Genomic DNA, 22353 nt, shown 5'->3' with positions numbered 1-22353 from the left:
AAATTCCTCCCCGGAATGGGGAGGGGGACCGCGCTGCGCAGCAGCGTGGTGGAGGGGCCGCCGCGCTAGCGGCGGGTTGCCCGGTGGGTTCAGCCGAACCGCGCCTGCGGCGCGGCCCCTCCACCATTCGCTTCCGCGAATGGTCCCCCTCCCCGGCGCTTCGCCCCGGGGAGGATCACAAATTAGCCAACACCTCGCGCAGCCACGCCTCCGTCTCGTCGGCACGCGTCAGCGGCAGCATGTGCCCGCCCTCGATAAGCGTGACCTGGCCCTTCGCAATCTCTGTCGCCGTCCGCTCGCCGTGCAGCGCAGGATCGAGCAGCGCATCCTGCCGTCCATAGAGGATCGACACCGGCACCCGGATCTCGCCGTAGCGCGCAATCAGCGGCGGCATCGCATGCTGCGCCATGCGGATCTCGAAGCTGCCCATCTGATAGGCGGACGCGCGCGCCGACAGCGCCCCGCCACCCGCCGTGGCGAAGTCCGCCGGCACCGGATCGGGCGCGAAAACCGCCTCCGCCCCCTGCTTGCCGAATGCCACGGCCATCGGCACCGCAACCGTCCAGGCGAGCACCTCGCGGAGGCCCGGCGGCGCCATCAGCCCGCGAAACACCGGCGGCGGCTGGTCGACCATCTGGGTGAGCGGTGCGATCAGCGCCAGCGCACCGGGCACCTCGGGCCGCTCGGTGGCGAGCGCCAGCGCCACCGCGCCGCCCATTGAATGGCCGACGACCAGCGGCTTTTCGAGCCCCAGCTTCTCGATGAGCGCCGCGATGATCCGCCCCTGGCGCGCGAGATCGGGGCGCGGGCCGGTGAGCCGCGAATGGCCCCAGCCGGGGCGGTCGACCAGGATCACCCGGTGGTCCTTCGCCAGCCGGCCGGCGAGCGAATGGCTGAAGTTGCGCAGCTGCGCCATCACGCCGTGGATCATCACGATCGCCGGCCCCGCCGCGTCCTTTGGCCCCAGCTCGACGATGTGCAACCGCGCGCCGTCGACGTCGACAAAGCGACCGTCCGCCGGCACCATCGCCTCGGCCTTGCGGCTCGCCCAGGCGGACCAGCCGACCAGCCCGAGCACGCCCATGCCTGCCAATCCGAACGCTATCCGCATCTGCTCGTCTCCTCACCCGCGCCGACGCCTCGGACTCCGCGGCGTGCCCTTAGCGGATATAGCCGTGGCTGCGCAGAAAGTCGCGAAGGTCGGCCGGAAATGGCTTCTTGTTCCAGGTCGAGCGCGGGTCGTATTGCGCGAGCATCTGCTTCCACGCTGCGTCGAACTGCCCGATCCGAGCGGCATCGGCGACATAGCCCGCGCAAGCACCATTGCGCTCGTTCCCGGCCCATGCCGGCGCGGCGCAATAGGCGCGCGCCTCGGCCATCTTCATGGCGAACAGCGGCCGTAGCCCCGGCGCCTTCGACACATCCACCGTGCGGGTACCGACGATGTTCAACACCAGCGGCGGCGGCATGCTGCCGGCATAGCTGGAGAAGCGATAGAGAAACGCATCGTCGGTCAGCACGAAGTCGGCAATGCCGTCGCCTGACAGATCGATCGGGAATTCGTCCAGCGCGGCATCGAACATATGGCTCGTCTTGCCGTCGACACCGCGATGGCTGAGCCGCACGACGCGATAGGCCGCTGCGTCGGGCGCCGCGACGTCGATCACGCTGCAGCAATGCGCGCCCCCGGTGAAGCTCTCGAGCAGCACCGCCGGCGCGCGGACTTTCGAATCGATCCGGCCGATACCGAATCGCCAGCCGATCCCGGGTTCGCCGCGGAGCGTGACCGGTGCCATGCCGGTCCGCCGGACGGTGACGACCGGAACCCGCTGATCCGGCGACGCAGCTTCGCTCGCCGAGACGGTCAGCTGGAGATCGTCATTGCCATAGGTGACGCTACCCTGCTTGGGCTGCCACGCGAGCAGGCTGCGCCACGGCAGATTGCGCGGTTCGGGAGTGGTGGGTTGGGCAGAGGCGGAAGCAACGCAGCCAAGTACCGCCGCGATCGCGGCGAGGGTGAGTACGCGCATCGACAAGGCTCCGATTCGAGGAACCGCACGAAACTATCGCACCCGCCCTCCTCCGTCCATCGCTGTTAAACAACGCTTCGTCGCAGATTTATTCTGCGACCGGCGCCTCGCCTTCCTCGCGCTCCTGCGCCTGCCGCGCCCACATTTCGGCATAGATCCCGCCTTCGCGCAGCAGTTCGGCATGGGTGCCCTGCTCGACCACGCGGCCGGCCTCCAGCACGATGATCCGGTCGGCATGTACCACCGTCGACAGGCGGTGGGCGATGACGATCGTGGTGCGGCCCTGCTCGATCGATTCGAGCGTCGCCTGGATGTCCGCCTCGGTGCGGCTGTCGAGCGCGCTGGTGGCTTCGTCGAGGATCAGGATCGGCGGGTTCTTCACCAGCGTGCGGGCGATCGCCACGCGCTGCTTCTCGCCGCCGGAAAGCTTGAGCCCGCGTTCGCCCACCCGCGTGTCGAGCCCATCGGGCAGCGCCTGGATGAAGCCCGCGATCGAGGCGCCGCGCACCGCCTCGGCGATCTGCTCGGGGGTCGCGCCCTCGCGGCCATAGGCGATGTTGTAGCCGATCGTCTCGTTGAACAGCACCGTGTCCTGCGGCACGATTCCGATCGCGGCACGCAGGCTGGTCTGGGTGACCTCGCGGATGTCCTGCCCGTCGATGGTGATGCGGCCGCCGGTGACGTCGTAGAAGCGGTACATCAGCCGCGCGAGCGTCGACTTGCCCGCGCCCGAGGGGCCGACCACCGCGACGGTGGCGCCTGCCGGAATGTCGAGGTCGATCCCCTTCAGGATCTGACGATCGGCGTCATAGCCGAACTGCACGCCCTCGAACCGCACATGGCCCTGCTGCACGGCCAGCGGCTGGGCATCGGCGGCGTCCTTCACCTCGGCGCCGGTATCGAGCAGGTCGAACATCGCGCCCATGTCGATCACGCCCTGGCGGATCGTGCGATAGACCCAGCCGAGCATGTCGAGCGGACGGAACAGCTGGCTGAGCAGCGTCGACACCAGCACCACGTCGCCCGGCGTGAAGCGGCCGGTGGACCAGCCGAACACCACCAGCGCCATGCCGGCCGCGAGCATCAGGTTGGTGATCACCGCCTGGCCGATATTGAGCCAGGCGAGCGAATTCTCGCTGGTGACGGCGGCGTTCATGTACGCGGTCATCGCCTTATCGTATCGCGCGCTCTCGCGGGCTTCGGCGTTGAAGTACTTCACCGTCTCGAAGTTGAGCAGCGAATCGACCGCATGCGCGACCGCGCCCGTGTCGAGGTCGTTCATCTGCTCGCGCAGCTTGGAGCGCCAGTCGGTCACCCAGCGGGTGAAGGCGATATAGACCACCACCATCGCCAGCGTGCCCGCGACCAGCCACCAGCCGAAGCGCGTGCCGAAAATGCCCAGCACCATGCCGAGCTCGAGGATCGTCGGCGCGATGTTGAACAGCAGGAAGTAGAGCATCGTGTCGATGCTCTTGGTGCCGCGCTCGACCACCTTGGTCACCGCGCCGGTGCGGCGGTTGAGGTGAAAGCGCAGGCTCAGCTGGTGGAGGTGGCGGAACACGTCGGAGGCAAGCCGGCGGGTCGCATCCTGCCCCACCCGCTCGAACACCGCGTTGCGGAGGTTGTCGAACAGCACCGTGCCCAGCCGCGCGGCAGCATAGCCGGTGACGAGCGCGACGATCAGCCACACCGCGTCGCGCGGGCCCGAGGCCATCCGGTCGATCGCGCCCTGCAGCGCGAAGGGGGCGCCGTAAACCTGCACCAGCTTCGAGCAGAGCACGAGCAGCAGCGCGAGCACGATCCGCACCCGCAGCCCCGGCGCATGGCGCGGCCATAGGTACGGCAGGAAGCGCTTCATCGTGCCGAACATGGGCCGGTCGAGCTTGGAGGACGAGGTTTCGGGAGGCATCCGCCCTAATCTGGGACGCAAGGCCACGCGACGCAACCACGGGAACAGCCCGGAGGTCCGTCCGTTGATTGCGGCAGGAGGTCATCTGCCATGGACCAACTGCTCTACGTGCTGGCGATCATGGGCTGCACCGACGATGCGCAGGCCTGCCGCCAGGTCCGACTGGAACCCGCGCGCTATACGTCGCAGGTCGCCTGCCAGGAAGCCATGGAGGCAGCGCTTCGTCGCGCCACCGATGTCGACTATCCCGTCGTGCAGGCTGCCTGCCAGCGGCAGAGCGAGCAGATGGTCGCGCGGGAGCAGCGGCGGCCGGTGACGGGGGGCTGACGCCCCAACCCGGAACCGTCATCCCGGCGAAAGCCGGGATCCATTCGCCACTACGCCGCAGCAAGAATGGTTGCGGAGACCCCAATGGATTCCGGCTTTCGCCGGAATGACAGCCCACCGGGACTATTCGTGCGAGCGCCCGAAGTCCGGCCGCGCGTCGTCCTGCCCCTGGTCGATGATCGAGCGACGGATCGCGCGGGTGCGGCTGAACAGTTCGAACAGCTCGTCACCCTTGCCCCAGCGGATCGCGCGCTGGAGCGCGGTCAGGTCCTCGGTGAAGCGCTGGAGCATGTCGAGCACCGCCTCGCGGTTGCTGAGGAACACGTCGCGCCACATTGTCGGATCGGACGCGGCGATGCGGGTGAAGTCGCGGAAACCGCCTGCCGAATATTTGATCACCTCGGACTGGGTGACTTCCTCGAGGTCCGAGGCGGTGCCGACGATCGTATAGGCGATCAGGTGCGGCAGATGGCTGGTCACCGCGAGCACCCGGTCGTGGTGCCCGGGCTCCATCGTCTCGACCATCGCACCGAGCCGCCGCCAGAACTCGCTCACCCGCTCCACCGCGAGCGGATCGCTGCCCTCGGGGGGCGTGACGATGCACCAGCGATGGTGGAACAGCGAGGCGAAGCCGGCGGTCGGGCCGCTATTCTCGGTGCCGGCTACCGGATGCGCCGGGATGAAGGTCGCGTTCGGCAATGCTTCCCGCACCGCCTCGATCACGCTCAGCTTGGACGAGCCGACATCGCTGACGATCGCCTCGGCGGGCAGGTCGGCGGCGAATTCCGCCGCGGCCGCGCCCATCGCACCCACCGGCACGCAGAGGATCACCAGGTCCGCATCGATCACCGAGGTGCCGGCGCTGTCCGCCACGTCGTCGCACAGCTCGATCGCCACTGCAGTCTCGCGCACGGACGGATCGGCGTCATAGCCGGTCACGCGCACGCTCGGCATGTGCTGGCGGATGCCGCGGGCGATCGACGAGCCGATCAGCCCGAGGCCGAGGATGGTGACGCGCGCGAAGGGCAGCATCAGGCGCCGAGCAAGCGGCGCAGCGAGGCGGCCACGCCCTTGATCTCTTCCTCGGTGCCGATGGTGATGCGCAGCCCGTGCGGCAGGCCCTGGCCGGGCAGCCAGCGGACGATATAGCCGTCTTCCATCAGGTGCTTGTACGCCGCCTCGGCGTTCACCGCGCCTTCGAACAGGACGAGCTGGAAGTTGGCCTTGGAGGGCACCGCGCGGACGCCCTTGTTGCCCATGCTCGCGATCTCGTCGGCGAACCATGCGCGCCACTTGGCATTGTGCGCACGGCTGTGCTCGACGAAATCCTTGTCGCCCAGCGCGGCGATCGCCGCCCGGCCGGCACCGATGCTGAACGCGAAGGGCGCGCGGATGCGGTGCATCGCGGCGATGATGTCGGGGTGCGCATAGCCCCAGCCGACCCGCTCGGAAGCCAGGCCGAAGATCTTGGAGAAGGTGCGCGTCACCAGCACGTTGGGCTGGGTGCGGGCGAGCTCGAGGCCGCCGTCATCGTCCTCGGGGTCGAGATATTCGGTGTACGCCTGGTCAAGCACCAACAGCACGGTCTTGGGGAGCGCGGCGTGCAGGCGGGCGATCTCCTCGCGCGCCGTGTAGGTGCCGGTCGGATTGTTCGGGTTGGCGAGGAAGACGATCCGGGTCTTGTCGGTCACGCAGGCGAGGATCGCGTCGACATCGGTCGCATAGTCGCGATCGGGCGCCACCACCGGCGTCGCGCCGACCCGCCTAGCGGCGATGTCGTACACCGCGAAGCCGTAGCGGACATAGATGATCTCGTCGCCCACCCCGGCAAAGGCCCCGGCGGCGAGGTGCAGCACTTCGTCCGAACCCGTGCCGTAGACGATCCGCTCGGGCTCCACCCCGTAATGCGAACCCAGCGCCTCGCGCAGCGCGACGGCGCCGGCATCGGGATAGCGCTCCAGCTCGGTCGCGGCGGCGGCATAGGCATCGCGCGCGGCCTGGGGCGTGCCGAACGGATTCTCGTTCGACGAAAGCTTGGCGGCGGGCTTGCCCGAATCGGTGGTGGCGCGGCCCGGGACATAGGGGGCGATGGCCATCACCCAGGGCTTGGGGACGGGTGCGTTCATGGGGCCGGGGATTGGAGGAACGGGGGCGGATTGGCAAGCGGTACGGCAATTCCTCCCCGTGCCGGGGAGGAATGGGAAGCTTGAACACCGGCCCTCCCCGGCTTAACCGCCTGCGGCATGTCCGATGATCCGCGTTTCGGCCTTCGCCGCTCGGTAACGCTGCCGGGGCCGCTGCGCCTCGACGGCGGCGTGCTGTTCTCGCCGGTCGACATTGCCTACGAGACCTATGGCACGCTGAACGCGCAGGCGAGCAACGCCATCCTCGTCTGCCACGCGCTGACCGGCGACCAGCATCTTGCCTCCGAACACCCGGTGACCGGCAAGCCCGGCTGGTGGGCGCGCATGGTCGGCCCCGGCAAGCCGATCGATACCAACCGCTGGTTCGTGATCTGCTCGAACGTGCTGGGCAGCTGCCTCGGCTCCTCGGGCCCCGCGACGATCAACCCGGCGACCGGCCAGCCCTGGGCGATGCAGTTCCCGGTCATCACCATCCGCGACATGGTGCGTGCGCAAGCCATGCTGCTCGACCATCTCGGCATCGACCGGCTGTTCGCGGTGGTCGGCGGATCGATGGGCGGCATGCAGGCGCTGAGCTGGGCGGCGACCTTCCCCGAGCGCGTCCACGCCGCGGTGGTGATCGCGTCCGCGGCCCGTCACTCCGCGCAGAACATCGCCTTCCACGAAGTCGGCCGCCAGGCGATCATGGCCGACCCCAAATGGCGCGGCGGCGCCTATTACGCGGCACAGGATCCGCCCGCCGCCGGGCTCGCCGTGGCGCGGATGGCGGCGCACATCACCTATTTGTCCGAGGCGGGCCTCACCGCCAAGTTCGGCCGCAAGCTGCAGGGACGCCCTGATAATCCAAACGGGGCCAAGACCTTCGGCTTCGACGCCGATTTCCAGGTAGAGAGCTATCTGCGCCACCAGGGCTTGGCGTTCGTCGACCGGTTCGACGCCAATTCCTATCTCTACATCACGCGTGCGCTGGATTATTTCGATCTGGCCGAAGAACATGGCGGGCTGCTCGCCAACGCCTTCCGGGGATCCCAGGCGCGATTCTGCGTGGTGAGCTTCGATACCGACTGGCTCTACCCCACCGCGGAATCGCGCAGCATCGCCCATGCGCTCAACGCCGCCGGCGCGCCGGCCAGCTTCGTCGAACTGAGCTCGCCCTTCGGCCACGACGCCTTCCTGCTGGAGAGCCCGGAGCTGGACCGCGTGATCGGCGGCTTCCTCACGGCGGGAGGCGCGTGATGGCGTATCGCATCGCGATCGGGTCCGAAGCCCAGCAGCTGGATGTGGTGCATGGCTATCTGACCACCAGCTACTGGTCGCCGGGCATTCCGCGGGCGATCGTCGCCCGCGCGATCGCCAACTCGATCTGCGTCGGCGCCTTTGCCGTCACCGGCGAACAGATCGGCTTCGCCCGGGTGGTCAGCGACCGCGCGACCTTCGCCTATCTGGCCGATGTGTTCGTGCTGGAGCCGCATCGCGGCGCCGGGCTGGCGCGACGGATGATCGAGGCGCTCCATGCCCATCCCGAGTTGCAGGGCCTGCGCCGCTGGGCGCTGTTCACCCGCGACATGCAGCCGGTCTATGCCAGGCTCGGCTGGACACCCTACCCGCACCCGCCCGAGCGGCTGATGGTACGCGAAGACCCGGAGATCTATTCGCGATGACTCTGCGCCCCGACCTCGCGATCATCGCCAGCCACGTGAACCGCGGCGCGCGCATCCTCGATGTCGGTTGCGGCGACGGCGCGCTGATGGCGGCGCTCCGCGACGATCGCGGCTGCGACGCGCGGGGGCTGGAGCTGGAGCCGACCAACGTCGCCGCGGCGGTGGGGCGCGGCCTGTCGGTGATCCAGGGCGACGCGGACAGCGACCTTGCCGACTATCCCGACGACAGCTTCGACTATGCCATCCTAAGCCAGACGCTGCAGACCACGCGGCGGCCGGACTGGGTGCTGGAACAGCTGCTGCGGATCGGCCGCCACGCCTTCGTCTCCTTCCCCAACTTCGCCCATTGGCGGGTGCGCGCCTCGCTGCTGTTCGGGGGGCGGATGCCGGTCACGCGGCTGCTGCCGATCGCCTGGTATGCGACGCCGAACATCCACCATGTCACCGTCGATGACTTTCGCGCGCTGGTGAAGGAACGCGGCATCGCCATCGAAGGCGCCTGGTTCCTCTCGGGCGACCAGCAGACCGGATCGGGCATGGCCAACCTATTGGCGGAACACGCCGTCTTCCTGTTGAGACACGACCGATGACCGACGTCACCCTGCGCGCCACCCACGCGGCCTATCGCGACGATATCGGCGATCTCGTCACCCGCCGACCGGTGCCGGGACCGGGGCTGGAGCAGATCGGCGCCTTCCTGTTCCTCAACCATCACGGGCCGCAGACCTACCCGCAGAATAATCGCGGCCTGCCCTTCGGCCCGCATCCGCATCGCGGCTTCGAGACGGTGACCTTCATCCTGGAGGGCTCGCTGGCGCACACCGATTCGGCCGGGCATGAGAGCATCATCCGCGCCGGCGGCGTCCAGTGGATGACCGCCGGGCGCGGGATCGTCCATGCCGAGGTCTCGCCGGCCGAGTTCAAGCGCGACGGCGGGCCGATGGAGATCCTCCAGCTCTGGGTGAACCTGCCCAGCCGGCTCAAGATGACCGCGCCGCGCTATGTCGGGCTGCAGGCGGAAGCGTTTCCGGGCGTCCCAGCGGGGGGCGGCGCGACGGTGCACCTCGTCTCGGGCGAATTCGATGGCCGCACCGGTCCCATCGAGTCGCTGACCGGCGTATTCTTGTGCTGGACCGAGCTGGCGGCGGGCGCGACGCTGACCTTTGATGGCCTCGCGGGCCGGGACCTGTTCCTCTACGCGGTGCGCGGTAGCGTCCGCGTGGGCGAGCGCGCGCTGCCGAACTGGCACCTCGCCAGCCTCTCGGCGGGCGACACGCTGACGCTCACCGCCGACGCGCCTGCGCTGGTCCTGTTCGGCCACGCTGCGCCGATCCCCGAGCCGGTGGTCGCGCATGGCCCGTTCGTGATGAACAGCGTGCAGGAAATCCACCAGGCCTATGCCGATTACCAGCGTGGGCTTTTCGGCGTGGCGGAGATCGTGGCGGGCTGAGGCACCGCTTTCCCAATGCTTGTCATTCCGGCGAAAGCCGGAATCCATTGGGGTCACCGCTGAAGCAAGCGCCGTGACGGAAAGGTGTCTGGATCCCGGCTTCCGCCGGGATGACGGCAAAGGAAGGGGCCGCCCTCCGCCCGCGGCGGAGCGCAGCCCCCTCGCCTCAATGCGCCGCTTGCTCGCCGCGGACGATGCCGCTCTTGGCCAACTGGTCGTCGATCTGCGCCATCAGGCGATCGAGACCCGCCTGGTCCTTCGCCTCGGCGCGCGCCACCAGCACGTCCTGGGTGTTCGACGCACGCAGCAGCCACCAGCCGTCATCGGTGTTCACCCGCGCACCGTCGGTGCGGTCGACCTGGGCGCCGTCCGCCTCGAGCCGATCGAGCACTTCCTCGACGACCGGGAACTTGCGGCTCTCGTCGACCTGGAAGCGCATCTCCGGCGTGTTGACCATCGCCGGCATCTCGTCCTTGATCTGGGTGAGCGACTTGCCGATCACGTGCACCGCCTGGATCAGGCGGATCGCCGCGTACTGGGCGTCGTCGAAGCCGTAATAATCCTGCGCGAAGAAGATGTGGCCGCTCATCTCGCCCGCGAGCGGGGCGCCGGTTTCCTTCATCTTGGTCTTGATCAGGCTGTGGCCGGTCTTCCACATCACCGGCTTGCCGCCGAGCTCCGCGATCCGGTCATAGAGCGCCTGGCTGGCCTTCACGTCCGCGATGATCGTCGCGCCCGGATCGATGCGCAGCACCGGCTCGGCGAGGATGGCGAGCAGCTGGTCGCCCCACACCACCCGGCCCTGGCCGTCGATCGCGCCCAGACGGTCGCCGTCGCCGTCGAAAGCCAGACCGAAATCGAGGTTCTTCTCGGCGACGAGCTTCTTCAGATCCGCGAGATTCTTCTCTTCGGTAGGATCGGGATGATGGTTGGGGAAATTACCGTCCACATCGGTGAACAGCGTATGGTGCTCACCCGGCAGCAGCTTGACGAGCTTCTCGATCACCGGGCCGGCGGCGCCGTTGCCCGCGTCCCAGCCGATCTTGAACGAACCGCCGGCATAGCCCGCGACGAGACGGCTGACATACAGGTCCTCGATGTCAGCATCGGTCACCGTCTCGGTGCCGTCGCCCTCGTCCCAATCGCCTTCCGCCGCCATCTTGCCCAGCGTCTGGATGTCCTGGCCGAAGAACGAGCGGTGCTGGAACACCATCTTGAAGCCGTTATAGTTGCCGGGATTGTGGCTGCCGGTAATCTGGATGCCGCCATCCACCTCCAGCGTTGCCTCGGCATAATATAGCATCGGCGTCGGGCCCATGCCGGTGCGTACCACGTCGCAGCCCGAGGCGGTCAGGCCCTCGATCAGCGCCGCCTCGAGCATCGGCGAGGAGATGCGGCCGTCGCGGCCCACCGCCACCCGGCGGCCGCCGGCGCGGCGCAGCAGCGTCGCGAAGCCGCGGCCGATCGCCCGCGCGTCGTCCGGACCCAGCGTCTTTCCCACGATTCCGCGGATGTCGTATTCGCGCAACGACGTCGGATCGAAACGGTGCGTCATGTAAGCCCTCCCGAAGGTAAAGATGCGCGCCTCTTCCGCGAGTCGAAACGAAGTTTCAAGCCGCCCGAGACACGAATAGGTTAATATTTTGCACTGCAACATCGTCGCAGGCAAATGTTACGTGACGAGGACGGACCTCAGCCCCGCAGCAACGTGTCGCGGGCCAGATTGATCCGGCGTGTCAGCTCGGCCGAGCCGCCCTTGTCGGGGTGCAGCGCCGAGACGAGCCGGCGGTGCGCCGCCCGGATTTCGGCGGGCCCTGCCGCCGCATCGACGCCGAGAATCGCCCGCGCCTCGCTCTCGCCGAGGCGGGGCGGCGGTGCCGCAGGCGCCTTCTTCTTCGGCTGCAGCCAGCGCCACAGGATGTAGAGCAACGCCGCAGCGATCAGCAACTTCGCCATCAGGCGAACAGCGGCGCGTTGACGTCGGGAAGCGCCAGGCCCGCCATCATCTCGCGCAGCTCCTGCCGCGCCGCGACATGGCTGAGCCCCATCTCGCCGAACTCGCGCGAGTCGAGCATGGTCAGCCCCTGGGGGAACAACTCGCGATAGATCACGCGCTCGGACAGGCCCGAGATCACCCGAAAGCCGACGCGCTTGGAAAGCTGGTCGATCGCTTCGGACACGCGCTTCATGTTGCGGGCTTCGATGTGCTGCATGCGGTTGCGCAGTACCACCCAGTCGATCGTCTCGCCGTCCGCCTTGGCGCGGCGCTTGCGCGATTCCCAGATCATCTCCGAATAGAAGCTCGGCCGCGTCACCCGGAAGCTGTCCGGATCGACCTGGCCGATCAGGTCGAAATCGACGAAGCTGTCGTTCATCGGGGTGACCAGCGTGTCGGCATTGGTGACCGAAATGCGGGCGAACTTGTCGTCGCGGCCCGGGGTGTCGATCACCAGGAAGTCGGCGCCCTCGCCGAGCCGGTCCAGCGTATCGGTGAAGAAGTCCATGCTCTCGCCGTCATGCGTCTCGTAGACCGGCATCGGCAGCTCGCGGCCCATCCGGCGCATCGTCGCGCGGCGATTGTCGAGATAGCGGCCCATGGTCCGCTGGCGGTGATCCAAATCGAAACAGGCGACGCGCGCGCCCTTCGCCGCCAGCGCGATCGCCGCGTGCACCGCGGTGGTCGACTTGCCCGTGCCGCCCTTTTCATTGGCAAAAACCAGCACATGCAGTCGTTTAGCGGGCTGATTCAATGCAGCTATTCCTTCACTTGATCGGGCGGCCTCCCCCCCATAGAAGGCCCCGCTTCCGTTCATATCGAAAGTGCCCAAGCGTGCAAACCGTTCGCCAGATCGACGATCTTCGCCAGGCGCTGGACGCCTTCCGCAGCGAAGGCGCCCGGCTGGCCTTCGTGCCCACCATGGGCGCGCTGCATGACGGGCATATGGCGCTCGTCGAAGCGGCAAAACGCGCCGGCAATCGCGTGATCGTGTCGATCTTCGTCAATCCGATCCAGTTCGGGCCGAACGAGGACTTGGCGAAATATCCGCGCCGCGAACAGGCCGATTCGCGGCTGCTCGCCAACGCCGGCGTCGACCTGCTGTGGATGCCGACACCCGAGATCATGTACCCGGAGGGCTTCGCCACCAGCGTGCGCGTCTCGGGCGTGAGCGAGCCGCTCGACGGCGCGCACCGCCCCGGCCATTTCGACGGTGTCGCCACCGTCGTCAGCAAGCTGTTCCACCAGGTCCAGCCGCATGTCGCGCTGTTCGGCGAAAAGGACTGGCAGCAGCTCCAGGTGATCCGCCGCATGGTCGCCGACCTCGACATGCCCATCGAGATCCAGGGCGTGCCGACCCAGCGCGAGGATGACGGCCTCGCCCTCTCCTCGCGCAACGCCTATCTGATGCCCGAGGATCGCGCCCGTGCGGTGGCGCTGCCGCGCGCGCTCGGCGCCGCTGCCAAGACGATCGGCGAGGGCGGCGACCGCGCGGCGGCGCTCGCCCAGGCGCAGGACTCGCTGACCGCCGCCGGGTTCGAGGTCGATTATGTCGCGCTGGTCGATGCCGAGTCGCTCGCCGCGCCGATCGACGGCCGGCCAATGCGGCTGCTCGCCGCGGCGCGGATCGGCGGGACCCGGCTGATCGACAATATCCCCGTACTATGAACTATTACGGTTAAGCGGCTTAACCTTTTATTGTCCTTACCCCCCCAGATTCGGAGTCAACAAGGGCACCGAATCTGGGGCGGTACGACAATGGCGAATAGTGAGAAGAGTGCGCGATTTCTGATCGAGAGCCGGCTGCGCGATGCCGCGCGCGGTAGTGCCGATGCCTGTTTCGATCTTGGCGTGGTCTATTCGAGCGGCGCCGAGGGCGTGACGATCGACTTGGTCGAGGCGCACAAATGGTTCAACATCGCCGCGATGACCGGCAGCGTCGAGGCCCAGGCCTGCCGCGCCGACATCGCCGAGGACATGACCGCCCGCGAGATCATCGACGCGCAAAAGGCTGCGCGTGCCTGGCTGCGGGGCCTGGAAAGCCGCGCCGCCTGAGCCAGTTCACGGCGCCTTCTGGCCCCAATTGACCGACACACGGGTGCGGCCGCGATGGCCCTCCACCACCACGCGCAGGCTGCGTTCGCCTTCCTCGCCGGCTTCGTAGCTGAAGCCTGTCTCGCGGCGATATTTCAGGCCCGAGGCATTGGCCTGGGCGCGCGACCAGCCGAGCACTTCCTTCTCCGGCGCATCGGTCTCGTAGACCAGATTGCCGCTGACATGCCGCCCGGGCAGCCCATCGGGCGCGGCGGTGCAGCTGAGAATCGTCGCATTGGCATAGACCGGCACGAAATCGGGCTTGTTGCTGCAATCGATCGCCGCCGTGACGTTCGCCGGCACGCCCGCTGCTGCTGCCGATGCGACATTCTGCGCCACCGGGTCGTCGGTGGTCTGCTCGCCGCCTCTGCCGCAACCCGCGAGCAGCACGAAGCCCCCGAGCAGCATGGCGCGCGCGATGGTGTGACGACGTTGCATCCTGACCCCTTTTTCGCCCGGTCGACCGTAGCGCCGGCGCTAGCTGCTAGGAACGGTCCGGCCAACGCTTTGCTCCCCCTTGGTACGACGGATCGGCGCTGCTAGCCATGGGGCCGGGCCGCCAGGGCCCATGGGGGATTGCCACGCGAATGGTTCGATTGTCGTCCGCCGGGCTGGCGCTGGCCGGTGCCGTGCTGGCCTTGCTCTTCTGCGGCGGCCTGCTGGCCTATGGTGCCGGCCGCGGCATCGATCTGACCGACGAGATTTTCTACCTCGTCTGGGCGCGCGACCCCGAGGCCTATGCGCTGCTCTACCAGCCCTTTGGCTATCTGCTCCACCCGCTCTACGCGCTGCTCGGCGGCGACATCGCGCACTACCGGCTGGCAGGATTCGCGATCACCGCGGCGGCGGGGGTGCTGCTCGGACGCCAGCTCGCGCCGGAACCGGCACGGCGCCTTGCCTTCGCCGTGTTCGGCGCGGCGGCGGCGCTGGTCATCTATTTCCCCTGGATCGTCACCCCGAGCTACAATTCCGCCGCCAATGTCGGCGCGATGCTGGTGCTGGCCGGGGTGGCGACGCTGCTGCGAACGGAAGGCGCTCCCGCGCGCCTAACCGCTGCCCTGGCGATTGCCTGCGGCCTGTGCGCCGCCGCCTTCGCCAAGCCCCCGCTGTTCGCATTGGGCAGCGTGCTGGTCGTCGCCCTGGCCACATGGTCGTTCCGGGGGAATCGAGGGCGGAGCATCGCGCTGCTCGGCGCGATGGCGCTGACCATGCTGCTGATCGCGCTGTTCCTGCCGCTGTCCCGCGTGCCCGGCCTGCTCGCGCGGATCGCGGCGAGCCAGCACATCCTCGCGCTGCCCAACACCCCGCTCCGCCTGCCGATCAAGGTGCTGGGCGACGGGGCCGCGGTGCCGCCGCTCCTCACGGCGGCGGCGCTTGCTGCAATCGGCGCACTGGCGTTGCGACGCACCCGCTGGGGCGGCTGGCTCGGCCATGGCGCCATCGCGTTTGGCCTGATCTACCTGGCGTCGACGGTGCCGGACACGCTCGACGGCGGCATCCCCGAATTCCCGGGGCTCGCGCTGCTGCTGATCGCGATGGCCTATGCCGCGCTCGTCGCCCGCCGCGACGGGCTGCTGCTGGCGCTGCTCCTGGTCGCGCCCTTTGCCGTCGCGCTGGGCACCTTCAACAACCAATGGGCGCAGCTCGATTTCAGCATGGTCTTCCCGCTGCTCGCGCTGTTCCGCCTCGCGGCCGACGACCCCCTCCCCTGGCGTCGGACCGCCGCGACCCTGGTGGCGATCGCCGCGCCGCCGCTGCTGCTGCTCGCAGCCGCAATGGCGCCCTACAGCCTGCCCGACTCGATCTTCGCGCAGGCCATTGCGGTGCGCCACCCGCTCACCGGCAGCGCCTTGCTGGTCGACGAGGAGACCGCCGACTTCCTCAACGGCGCCCGGGGCAAGGCCACCGGCGCGCTGCTGGTCGACCTGTCCGGCACCGGCCCCGGCGTTGCCGCAGCCCTCGGAGCGAAGGCGCCCGTGCTGCTCTGGCTCAACCCGGCGACGGCGACCTGGCCCGACGTGGTATGGTCGCGCCTCACCGAGCAGGCGCGGAGACGCGCCTGGTTCATCGCCCCGGTACTGCCGCTGTTCGCCCCCTCCGCCCCCGCGCGCTGGTTTACGGCGCATCGCGCCAGCTATTGCCGCACACCGCTGCCGCGCATGACCTTCTGGTGGGAAGCGCGGTCGCTTGCGCTCTGGCGGCCCTGCCCGGCCTCCCGCGCCCATCCCCAAGGCTGAGCGCGCGGCCGTGCGGTGACGGCTCAGCGGCGGATCGACAGCAGCTTGTACTTGGTCTGCCCCACCGTTCCGTCGGCGGGATAGCTGGTGATGCCCACCCGGTTGCCCTGGTTGCCGCCGAGCACCCGGATGCGGTCCTTGCCGTCATGGCCGACGAAGAAGCCGACATGGCCGCCATCGACCGATGGCGACTTGCGGCTCCACACCACGATGTCGCCGGGCTGGGGGCTGCTGGTGACGTCGTGTCCCCAGCCGCTGTCGTGCCAGCTGCGTGCCCATTTGCTGTCGGTGCCCTTCATCCCGGCCTTCTCGACGCAGTAATTGACGAAGGAGGAGCACCATGCCGTCTCGTCGGACGCCTCGCCGCCCTTGGTCGAACCGTGGTAGAGGACGATCCGCGGATTGTCCTGCCGACCCGGGGTTTCCTTGACGCCCAGCGCAAGCTCGGCCTGCGCGACCGCATAGGGTGTCGTCGGCGCGGCCGACGGAGTCGGCAGCGGCAGGCCGCCGGACAGCGGCTTCAGGAACTGCCGAGCCATATAGCCATCGGCCACGCCATCGCCGTTGACGTCGACCTGCACCCAGCCCGCTTCCGTGCCGAGCCCGTGCACCAGGGCGCCGAGCGGCAGGCTCCGCAGGACGTCGAACTGCTCGCCCGCGCCGCCGCGGACACGCAGGCCGCTCCGCGCCGCGACCTCGAACACCGCGATGGAGTCGGCCGGCCGCCGGCCTGGCGCGGCGGACGCCGCCCCGAACTGCCCGAAATCGGCAAAGGCCGGATTGGCGAGATTGCCGTCATAGTCGAAATTGCCGAAGGGCGCCCGCAGGTCCTGGAATTTCTGGAACAGCGTCCATTGCTGCGAGGCCAGGAATGCCCTGGACCCCGTCCACCCCATCGAAGCGGGCAGCCAGAACAGGCTTGCCAGACCGCTGGCCTTGAGGTGCGCACAAACGGCCCCGGACCCATAGACGCCAACGCGGAGATCGCCGTTCAGCGCCGCGTGGATTTCCTGGAAATACTGCTCGATCCGGACCAGCTCTGCAGGCCTGGCGAAGTCATGGTCGACCGCGAAATAGATCGCCGAGCCCTTGGGCTGGCCGATGGTTCCGGCGAGTTCCAGCGCACGCTTCGCATCCCGCGATCCCTTGCCGGTGCCGAAATCTTCGATCGCGCCGCCGGCACCGCCGCGCTGCTGGAAGACGACCGCCACGTCGAGCCCGGCGGCAACCAGCTTCCCATATTCCGCCGCCGTCAGGCACTTGGACAGGAAAGTGCTGGAATTCTTGATATTGTAGTAACGGATGACGGTGCGCACGCCCTCCTGAAACAAGCGCGCAGCATAGTCGCCGACATTATACGGCGAGTCGATGATCTCTTGCATGGTTGATCCCCCTGCCCGCGCCCCTTTCGCAAGCAGGGCACAGCATGCCATCTATCGTGAATGGAAAAAAGGGCCCGCAGCTGTACACCGCGAACCCTTCCAATCTTGTGTTCGGATCGCTGGCCGTCGATCAGAACGGCACGTCGTCGTCGAGATCGTCCGGGAAGCCCCCGCCGAAACCGCCGCCACTGTTGTTGGCACCGCCGCTGCGCTGGCCGCCGCCGTTGAAGTTGCCGCCGCCGCGACCGGCCGGTGCGCCGCCGCCGAAGCCGCCGCCAGCGCCACCGCCGAACGAGTCGTCCGCACCCCAATCGTCGCCGCCGCTGCTGCCACTGCCACTGCCACTGCTACGGCCGCCACCCTGGCCGCCGCCGGGACCGTCGAGCAGCACCATCTGCGCATTGAAGCCCTGCAGCACGATCTCGGTCGAATAGCGGTCGGCGCCGCTCTGGTCCTGCCATTTGCGGGTCTGCAGCTGGCCTTCGAGATAGACCTTGCTGCCCTTGCGCAGATAGCGCTCGGCGACGTTGGCGAGACCTTCGGAGAAGATCTTCACCGTGTGCCACTCGGTCTTTTCCTTGCGCTCGCCGCTGTTGCGATCCTTCCAGCTTTCCGAGGTGGCGATGCGCAGCTCGACCACCTTGCCGCCGTTCTGGAATGCCCGGCTCTCGGGGTCGCGCCCCAGATTGCCGACGAGGATCACCTTGTTGACGCTGCCCGCCATGCCGCAAAAACTCCGATATACGATGGTGCGCCCGCGCGAAGGGGCGCTAGAAAGACTCAGCTATGGCCGACATCCTTAACCTGAACAAAGCGAGAAAAGCGAGAGCGAAAGCGACCGCCCAGTCGCAAGCCGAGGCCAATCGCGCCCGCTTCGGCCGCACCAAGGCGGAAAAGGCGCGCGACGCGGCGGAGGCCGAGCGCAAGATGCGCACGCACGACCAGGCGAAGCGCGAGACGCCGGGGGACTGAGCCTTCGTCTCGGCGCATTGTCGCTGTCAAAGCGGAACGCATCGTGTACAACACGCCTAGTCCGATGCTGCCGCCGCTCCCCTATCCTGCCCTCCACGCCAGCCATTCGGGCGTGTGGATCGCCACGGCCGAAGGCACGCGCGGGCTGAGCCGGGGCGAGGCGATCCGCATCGCCGCCGATACGCCGGTGCTGCTGCTCAACGCGCCCTTGGTCGGGCAGCGGCTGGGGCACCCGGAGCTGAACGGACTCGACCTGCTCGAGCTGTTCGCCTTTCTCCGCCCCGCCCGCTTCATGGTGCCGACGCCCAAGGGTCTTGCCCGCGCTTGCGGCCTCGAACCGCCGACCGACGACGCCCAGGTCGCCACCCTGCTCCGCGACGCCGCCGCCGCGCTGCTGGCGCTCGCCGAGGGCGACTGGCCCGAGCGCGAGGGTGCGTGGCACGGGCTGCAGTCGCTCGGCCGGCTGCGCTGGCCGTGGAGCGCGGCGCTTGGCCAGCGCATCGCCAAGCCCGAGCGCGCCGAGCGCTGGCTGTTCTCCAAGCTGCCTGAATGGGAGGAGGGCGCTCCCCGCCCCGCTCCGCGCACGATCACGCTCGATCCCACAGAGGTCGCCGAACGCCTCGCCCGCCTCACCGGCGCCAGCGCCGAGCGTCGCCAGGGCCAGCGCGACTATGCCGAGGCGGCCGCGCAGGCCTTCGCCCCGCGCAGCGTGCCCGATACGCCCAATCTGGTGCTGGCCGAGGCGGGCACGGGGATCGGCAAGACGCTCGGCTATCTGGCACCCGCCTCGCTCTGGGCGGAGAAGTCGGGCGGGCCGGTCTGGGTCTCCACCTTCACCAAGGCGCTGCAGCGCCAGCTCGGCAACGAAGGCGAGCGGCTGTTCCCCGATGCCGCGCAGCGGCGGGCCCGCATCGTCACCCGCAAGGGCCGCGAGAATTATGTCTGCCTGCTCAACCTGGAGGACGCGCTGCAGGGCGGGTTCGCGGGGCGCGCGGCGATCCTCGCCCAGCTGGTCGCGCGCTGGGCGGCGTACACCGCGGATGGCGACATGGTCGGCGGCGATCTGCCCGGCTGGCTGCCGACGCTGTTCCGCCGCAACGGCTCCACCGCGCTCACCGATCGCCGCGGCGAGTGCATCTATGCCGGCTGCCCGCATTACCGGAAATGCTTCATCGAGCGCGCCGCCCGCGCCAGCGCCGATGCCGACATCGTCATCGCCAACCATGCGCTGGTGATGGTCAATGCCGCACGGGGGCGCGAGAACCAGACGCGCCCCACCCGCTATGTGTTCGACGAGGGCCACCACCTGTTCGACGCCGCCGACGCGATGTTCTCGGTCGCGCTCACCGGCCAGGAATCGATCGAGCTGCGCCGCTGGCTGACCGGCCCCGAATCCGGCTCGCGCGGACGCCGCCGGGGCCTTGCAGCCCGCCTGTCCGATGTCGCCAGCTATGACGATGCCGGCGGCCGCGCCATTGCCGAAGCCGTCGATGCCGCCCGCGCGCTGCCGAGCGATGGCTGGCTCCAGCGCCTCAACGAAGGCGAGCCCTTCGGACCGATCGAGGCGCTGCTCGCCGCCGTGCGCGGTCTGGTCTATGCCCGCGACGCCAACGGCTCGGCCGATGCCGGCTATGGGCTGGAAACCGAACTCACCGAGCCCGATGCCGCGCTGGTCGAGGCCGCCGGCGTCGCCACCGCCGCGCTCGATGCGCTGCTCCGCCCGATGGTCGTCCTCGGCCGCCGGCTCGAAGCGGTGCTGGCCGAAGCGCCCGACTGGATGGACGGGCCGGCGCGCGCCCGCATCGAAGGCGCGATCGCCTCGCTTGGCTGGCGGGTGGATACGGTCGGCGCCTGGCTGGCGCTGATCGCCCGGATCGGCGGCCCCGCCGACCCGGAATTCGTCGACTGGCTGGCGGTCGACCGCGTCGAGGGCCGCGAGTTCGATATCGGCCTCCACCGCCACTGGCTCGATCCCGCCAAGCCGCTCGCCAAGACGGTGCTGGAGCCCGCGCACGGCGTGCTCGTCACCTCGGCGACGCTGCGCGCGGGCGGCGACTGGGACGTGGCCGAGGCGCGCTCGGGCAGCGTCCATCTGCTCCGCCCCGCCCAGCGCTTCGAGGCGAAGAGCCCGTTCGACTATCCCAACCAGGCCGAGGTGCTGATCGTCACCGACGTCAAGCGCGGCGACATGCCCGCACTCGCCAACGCCTATGCCCGGCTGATCGCGGCGGCGGGGGGCGGCACGCTGGGACTGTTCACCGCGATCCGCCGCCTGCGCGCGGTCCATGCCCGCATCGCCGACCGGCTGGCGCGCGACGGCCTCCCCCTGCTCGCCCAGCATGTCGACCCGATCGACACCGGCACCTTGGTCGACATCTTCCGCGACGATCCGCGCGCCTCGCTGATCGGCACCGATGCCCTTCGCGACGGGGTCGACGTGCCCGGCGATTCGCTGCGGCTGGTGGTAATGGAGGGCGTGCCCTGGCCCAAGCCGAGCGTGCTCCACGCCGCCCGAAGGCTGGCCGGCGGCGGCTCGGCCTATGACGACCGCATCGTTCGCGCCCGGCTCGCCCAGGCGTTCGGGCGGCTGATCCGCCGCGCCGATGATCGCGGCGCCTTCGTGCTGCTCTCCGCCGCCACCCCGTCGCGGCTGCTCGATGCGTTTCCGCCCGGCACGCGGATCACCCGCACGACGCTGGATGCGGCGGTCGAGCGGGTTCGGCTTTCCTTGGGGCCCCGCTTGCGGCATGAGGCGGGCGAAGCCGCCAGCGCAAGTATCGGGGAAGCATGAAGACCCTTCTCGTCCTCCGCCACGCCAAGTCCGGTTGGGACGATCCGGTCGCGCGCGATTTCGATCGGCCGCTCAATCCCAAGGGCCAGCGCGCCGCGGTGGCGATGGGGCGCTATCTCCGCGACCAGGGCCTGCGCTTCGACCATGCCATCGCTTCGCCGGCGGTGCGGGTGGAGGAAACGCTGGCGCAGGTCGCCAACGGCTATGGCGAGACGATCGCGCCCGCCTGGGACAAGCGCCTCTATCTCGCCTCGCTCGGCACGCTGCTCGATGCGATCGAAGCGCTGCCCGATACCGCCGATGTGGTGCTGCTTTCCGGGCACAACCCCGGGCTGGAGGAGCTGGTGCTCGATCGCGTGTCCGCGCCCGGCCCGTTGCGCGACGCGGTCGAGCAGAAATACCCCACCGCGACGCTCGCCGAACTACGCTTCGATATCGCGCACTGGGCCGAGGCGTCCCGCGCGGACGCCGAACTCGTCCGGTTCGTGCGTCCGCGCGATCTCGATCCCAGCCTCGGGCCCGACGCCTGACGAACCGGTCACATCACTCGACAGCGGCCGATGATACCCCCCATCGGTCATCCCGGCGAAAGCCGGGATCCATTGGGGCCTCCCGATCGGCGCTTGCGGATAGCTAGAGGCGACTGGATCCCGGCTTTCGCCGGGATGACGTGCGGGGAAAAGGGTACGCCGCCTTCGACGCACCCTCGATCTCAGCGATCTTCTTCCAGGGCGTCGGACAGCGAGTCCCGGATCGCCTGCAGCTCGGCGGCCTTGCTTCGGCCGCGTGCCGCTTTCTCTTCCGCCAGCAGCTTCTGCACGCCGCGGATGGTGTAGCCCTCCTCGCTGAGGAGATGGTGGATGCGGCGCACGAGCGCCACGTCATCGGGTCGGTAATACCGGCGGTTGCCCGCACGGGTGAGTGGCTTCAGCTGGGGAAACCGCGTTTCCCAATAGCGCAAGATATGCTGCGGCCTGCCGATTTCAGCGGCGAGCTCACCTATGGTCCGCAACGCACCGGCGGCCTTTTCGGTCGCCGGCATCGCGGGCCTCAGCGGGCTGAGACGATGCGGTCGCGCATCATCTGGCTGGCACGGAAGGTGAGCACGCGGCGCGGTGCGATCGGCACCTCGACCCCGGTCTTGGGATTGCGGCCGACCCGCTCGCCCTTGTCCCGCAGCACGAAGCTGCCGAAGCCCGAGATCTTCACATTCTCGCCCTTCGCCAGTGCCTCGCACATGTGCTTCAGGATCTGCTCGACGATCCGCGAGGCGTCGGCGCGCGACAGCCCCACTTCGCGATGCAGCGACTCGGCCAAGTCTGCCCTGGTCAGCGTTCCCGCAGCATTCATTCCGGCAATT

24 protein-coding genes are annotated in these 22353 nt (G+C 68.8%); 11 read left to right on the top strand and 13 right to left on the bottom strand.

The features are described from left to right. Positions 1-175: 175 nt before the first annotated feature. The 3 genes from CA234_RS02510 to CA234_RS02500 all read right to left on the bottom strand — a co-directional run bounded on the left by CA234_RS02510 (position 176) and on the right by CA234_RS02500 (position 3939). Positions 176-1111 carry an alpha/beta hydrolase gene (locus CA234_RS02510; protein WP_125973271.1) on the bottom strand — a complete coding sequence of 312 codons (936 nt, stop codon included), beginning with the start codon at positions 1109-1111 and terminating at the stop codon, positions 176-178. A gap of 49 nt (positions 1112-1160) precedes the next feature. After that, positions 1161-2030 (bottom strand): hypothetical protein, encoded by an 870-nt coding sequence (locus tag CA234_RS02505; RefSeq protein WP_125973269.1) that lies wholly within the window; start codon positions 2028-2030, stop codon positions 1161-1163. An 88-nt stretch (positions 2031-2118) separates the two neighbouring features. Then, on the bottom strand, positions 2119-3939 hold the full coding sequence (locus CA234_RS02500; protein ID WP_206431074.1) for an ABC transporter ATP-binding protein/permease: 1821 nt from the start codon (positions 3937-3939) through the stop codon (positions 2119-2121). A 90-nt stretch (positions 3940-4029) separates the two neighbouring features. Between CA234_RS02500 and CA234_RS02495 the strand changes: the two genes are divergently transcribed. Then, the gene (locus tag CA234_RS02495) at positions 4030-4266 is read left to right on the top strand and encodes a hypothetical protein (RefSeq protein WP_125973267.1); all 237 of its coding nucleotides are present in this window, start codon (positions 4030-4032) and stop codon (positions 4264-4266) included. Positions 4267-4389: 123 nt separating this feature from the next. Here the strand turns inward: CA234_RS02495 and CA234_RS02490 are convergent, their stop codons facing one another. Next, a complete protein-coding gene (locus tag CA234_RS02490) occupies positions 4390-5298 on the bottom strand; it encodes a prephenate/arogenate dehydrogenase family protein (RefSeq protein ID WP_126000774.1) in 909 nt (302 codons plus the stop codon). Further along, positions 5298-6392 carry a histidinol-phosphate transaminase gene (gene hisC, locus CA234_RS02485; RefSeq protein WP_125973263.1) on the bottom strand — a complete coding sequence of 365 codons (1095 nt, stop codon included), beginning with the start codon at positions 6390-6392 and terminating at the stop codon, positions 5298-5300. The genes CA234_RS02490 and hisC overlap by 1 nt, the downstream gene beginning before the upstream one ends. A gap of 117 nt (positions 6393-6509) precedes the next feature. Between hisC and CA234_RS02480 the strand changes: the two genes are divergently transcribed. Genes CA234_RS02480 through CA234_RS02465 form a run of 4 tightly spaced genes read left to right on the top strand, consistent with a single transcriptional unit; the run spans position 6510 to position 9521 of the window. Beyond that, positions 6510-7646 carry a homoserine O-acetyltransferase gene (locus CA234_RS02480; protein ID WP_126000773.1) on the top strand — a complete coding sequence of 379 codons (1137 nt, stop codon included), beginning with the start codon at positions 6510-6512 and terminating at the stop codon, positions 7644-7646. Then, positions 7646-8071, top strand: a complete 426-nt coding sequence (locus CA234_RS02475; RefSeq protein ID WP_125973259.1) for a GNAT family N-acetyltransferase — start codon at positions 7646-7648, stop codon at positions 8069-8071. Before CA234_RS02480 ends, CA234_RS02475 begins: the two co-directional genes overlap by 1 nt. After that, positions 8068-8661 carry a methionine biosynthesis protein MetW gene (metW, locus tag CA234_RS02470; protein WP_125973257.1) on the top strand — a complete coding sequence of 198 codons (594 nt, stop codon included), beginning with the start codon at positions 8068-8070 and terminating at the stop codon, positions 8659-8661. The genes CA234_RS02475 and metW overlap by 4 nt, the downstream gene beginning before the upstream one ends. Then, on the top strand, positions 8658-9521 hold the full coding sequence (locus CA234_RS02465; RefSeq protein WP_126000772.1) for a pirin family protein: 864 nt from the start codon (positions 8658-8660) through the stop codon (positions 9519-9521). Before metW ends, CA234_RS02465 begins: the two co-directional genes overlap by 4 nt. Before the next feature lie 166 nt (positions 9522-9687). Here CA234_RS02465 and CA234_RS02460 read toward each other — a convergent pair whose 3' ends face one another. From CA234_RS02460 to CA234_RS02450, 3 genes are all read right to left on the bottom strand, one after another. Next, on the bottom strand, positions 9688-11076 hold the full coding sequence (locus CA234_RS02460; RefSeq protein ID WP_125973254.1) for a phosphomannomutase/phosphoglucomutase: 1389 nt from the start codon (positions 11074-11076) through the stop codon (positions 9688-9690). A 137-nt stretch (positions 11077-11213) separates the two neighbouring features. Beyond that, positions 11214-11477 carry a J domain-containing protein gene (locus CA234_RS02455; RefSeq protein ID WP_125973252.1) on the bottom strand — a complete coding sequence of 88 codons (264 nt, stop codon included), beginning with the start codon at positions 11475-11477 and terminating at the stop codon, positions 11214-11216. Beyond that, a complete protein-coding gene (locus tag CA234_RS02450) occupies positions 11477-12271 on the bottom strand; it encodes a division plane positioning ATPase MipZ (protein ID WP_121072932.1) in 795 nt (264 codons plus the stop codon). The genes CA234_RS02455 and CA234_RS02450 overlap by 1 nt, the downstream gene beginning before the upstream one ends. An 80-nt stretch (positions 12272-12351) precedes the next feature. Between CA234_RS02450 and panC the strand changes: the two genes are divergently transcribed. Then, complete coding sequence (panC, locus tag CA234_RS02445; RefSeq protein ID WP_125973250.1) at positions 12352-13185, top strand: pantoate--beta-alanine ligase; 834 nt, start codon at positions 12352-12354, stop codon at positions 13183-13185. A 90-nt stretch (positions 13186-13275) separates the two neighbouring features. Then, positions 13276-13572 (top strand): sel1 repeat family protein, encoded by a 297-nt coding sequence (locus CA234_RS02440; protein WP_126000771.1) that lies wholly within the window; start codon positions 13276-13278, stop codon positions 13570-13572. 6 nt (positions 13573-13578) lie between these two features. Here the strand turns inward: CA234_RS02440 and CA234_RS02435 are convergent, their stop codons facing one another. Next, on the bottom strand, positions 13579-14049 hold the full coding sequence (locus CA234_RS02435; protein WP_241213174.1) for a hypothetical protein: 471 nt from the start codon (positions 14047-14049) through the stop codon (positions 13579-13581). Positions 14050-14198: 149 nt separating this feature from the next. On the opposite strand from CA234_RS02435, the gene CA234_RS02430 reads away from it, so the two are divergent. After that, on the top strand, positions 14199-15848 hold the full coding sequence (locus tag CA234_RS02430) for a hypothetical protein (protein WP_126000770.1): 1650 nt from the start codon (positions 14199-14201) through the stop codon (positions 15846-15848). A gap of 23 nt (positions 15849-15871) precedes the next feature. Here the strand turns inward: CA234_RS02430 and CA234_RS02425 are convergent, their stop codons facing one another. Both CA234_RS02425 and ssb read right to left on the bottom strand, forming a co-directional pair. Next, positions 15872-17230: a TIGR02594 family protein gene (locus tag CA234_RS02425; protein WP_164521678.1), complete on the bottom strand. Its 1359-nt coding sequence runs from the start codon at positions 17228-17230 to the stop codon at positions 15872-15874. Between the two features lie 130 nt (positions 17231-17360). Next, positions 17361-17954 carry a single-stranded DNA-binding protein gene (gene ssb / locus CA234_RS02420; protein WP_126000768.1) on the bottom strand — a complete coding sequence of 198 codons (594 nt, stop codon included), beginning with the start codon at positions 17952-17954 and terminating at the stop codon, positions 17361-17363. 62 nt (positions 17955-18016) lie between these two features. Here ssb and CA234_RS02415 point away from each other — a divergent pair, with 62 nt between their 5' ends. The 3 genes from CA234_RS02415 to CA234_RS02405 all read left to right on the top strand — a co-directional run bounded on the left by CA234_RS02415 (position 18017) and on the right by CA234_RS02405 (position 21523). Further along, complete coding sequence (locus CA234_RS02415; RefSeq protein WP_126000767.1) at positions 18017-18202, top strand: DUF4169 family protein; 186 nt, start codon at positions 18017-18019, stop codon at positions 18200-18202. A 64-nt stretch (positions 18203-18266) separates the two neighbouring features. Then, entirely contained in the window at positions 18267-20993 is a 2727-nt protein-coding gene (locus tag CA234_RS02410; protein WP_126000785.1) for an ATP-dependent DNA helicase, read from the top strand. After that, positions 20990-21523 carry a histidine phosphatase family protein gene (locus CA234_RS02405; protein WP_125973236.1) on the top strand — a complete coding sequence of 178 codons (534 nt, stop codon included), beginning with the start codon at positions 20990-20992 and terminating at the stop codon, positions 21521-21523. Before CA234_RS02410 ends, CA234_RS02405 begins: the two co-directional genes overlap by 4 nt. Before the next feature lie 182 nt (positions 21524-21705). On the opposite strand, the gene CA234_RS02400 is transcribed toward CA234_RS02405, so the two are convergent. Further along, entirely contained in the window at positions 21706-22035 is a 330-nt protein-coding gene (locus CA234_RS02400; RefSeq protein WP_125973234.1) for a MerR family transcriptional regulator, read from the bottom strand. An 8-nt stretch (positions 22036-22043) separates the two neighbouring features. Further along, positions 22044-22352 carry an integration host factor subunit alpha gene (locus CA234_RS02395; RefSeq protein WP_277600087.1) on the bottom strand — a complete coding sequence of 103 codons (309 nt, stop codon included), beginning with the start codon at positions 22350-22352 and terminating at the stop codon, positions 22044-22046. Position 22353: the final 1 nt, after the last annotated feature.

It is taken from the genome of Sphingomonas sp. ABOLE (genome assembly GCF_003950455.1).
GTDB lineage: Bacteria > Pseudomonadota > Alphaproteobacteria > Sphingomonadales > Sphingomonadaceae > Sphingomonas > Sphingomonas trueperi.
The sequence above is the reverse complement of the archived record's forward strand: the minus strand, read 5'-3'. Positions and strand labels throughout refer to the sequence as shown.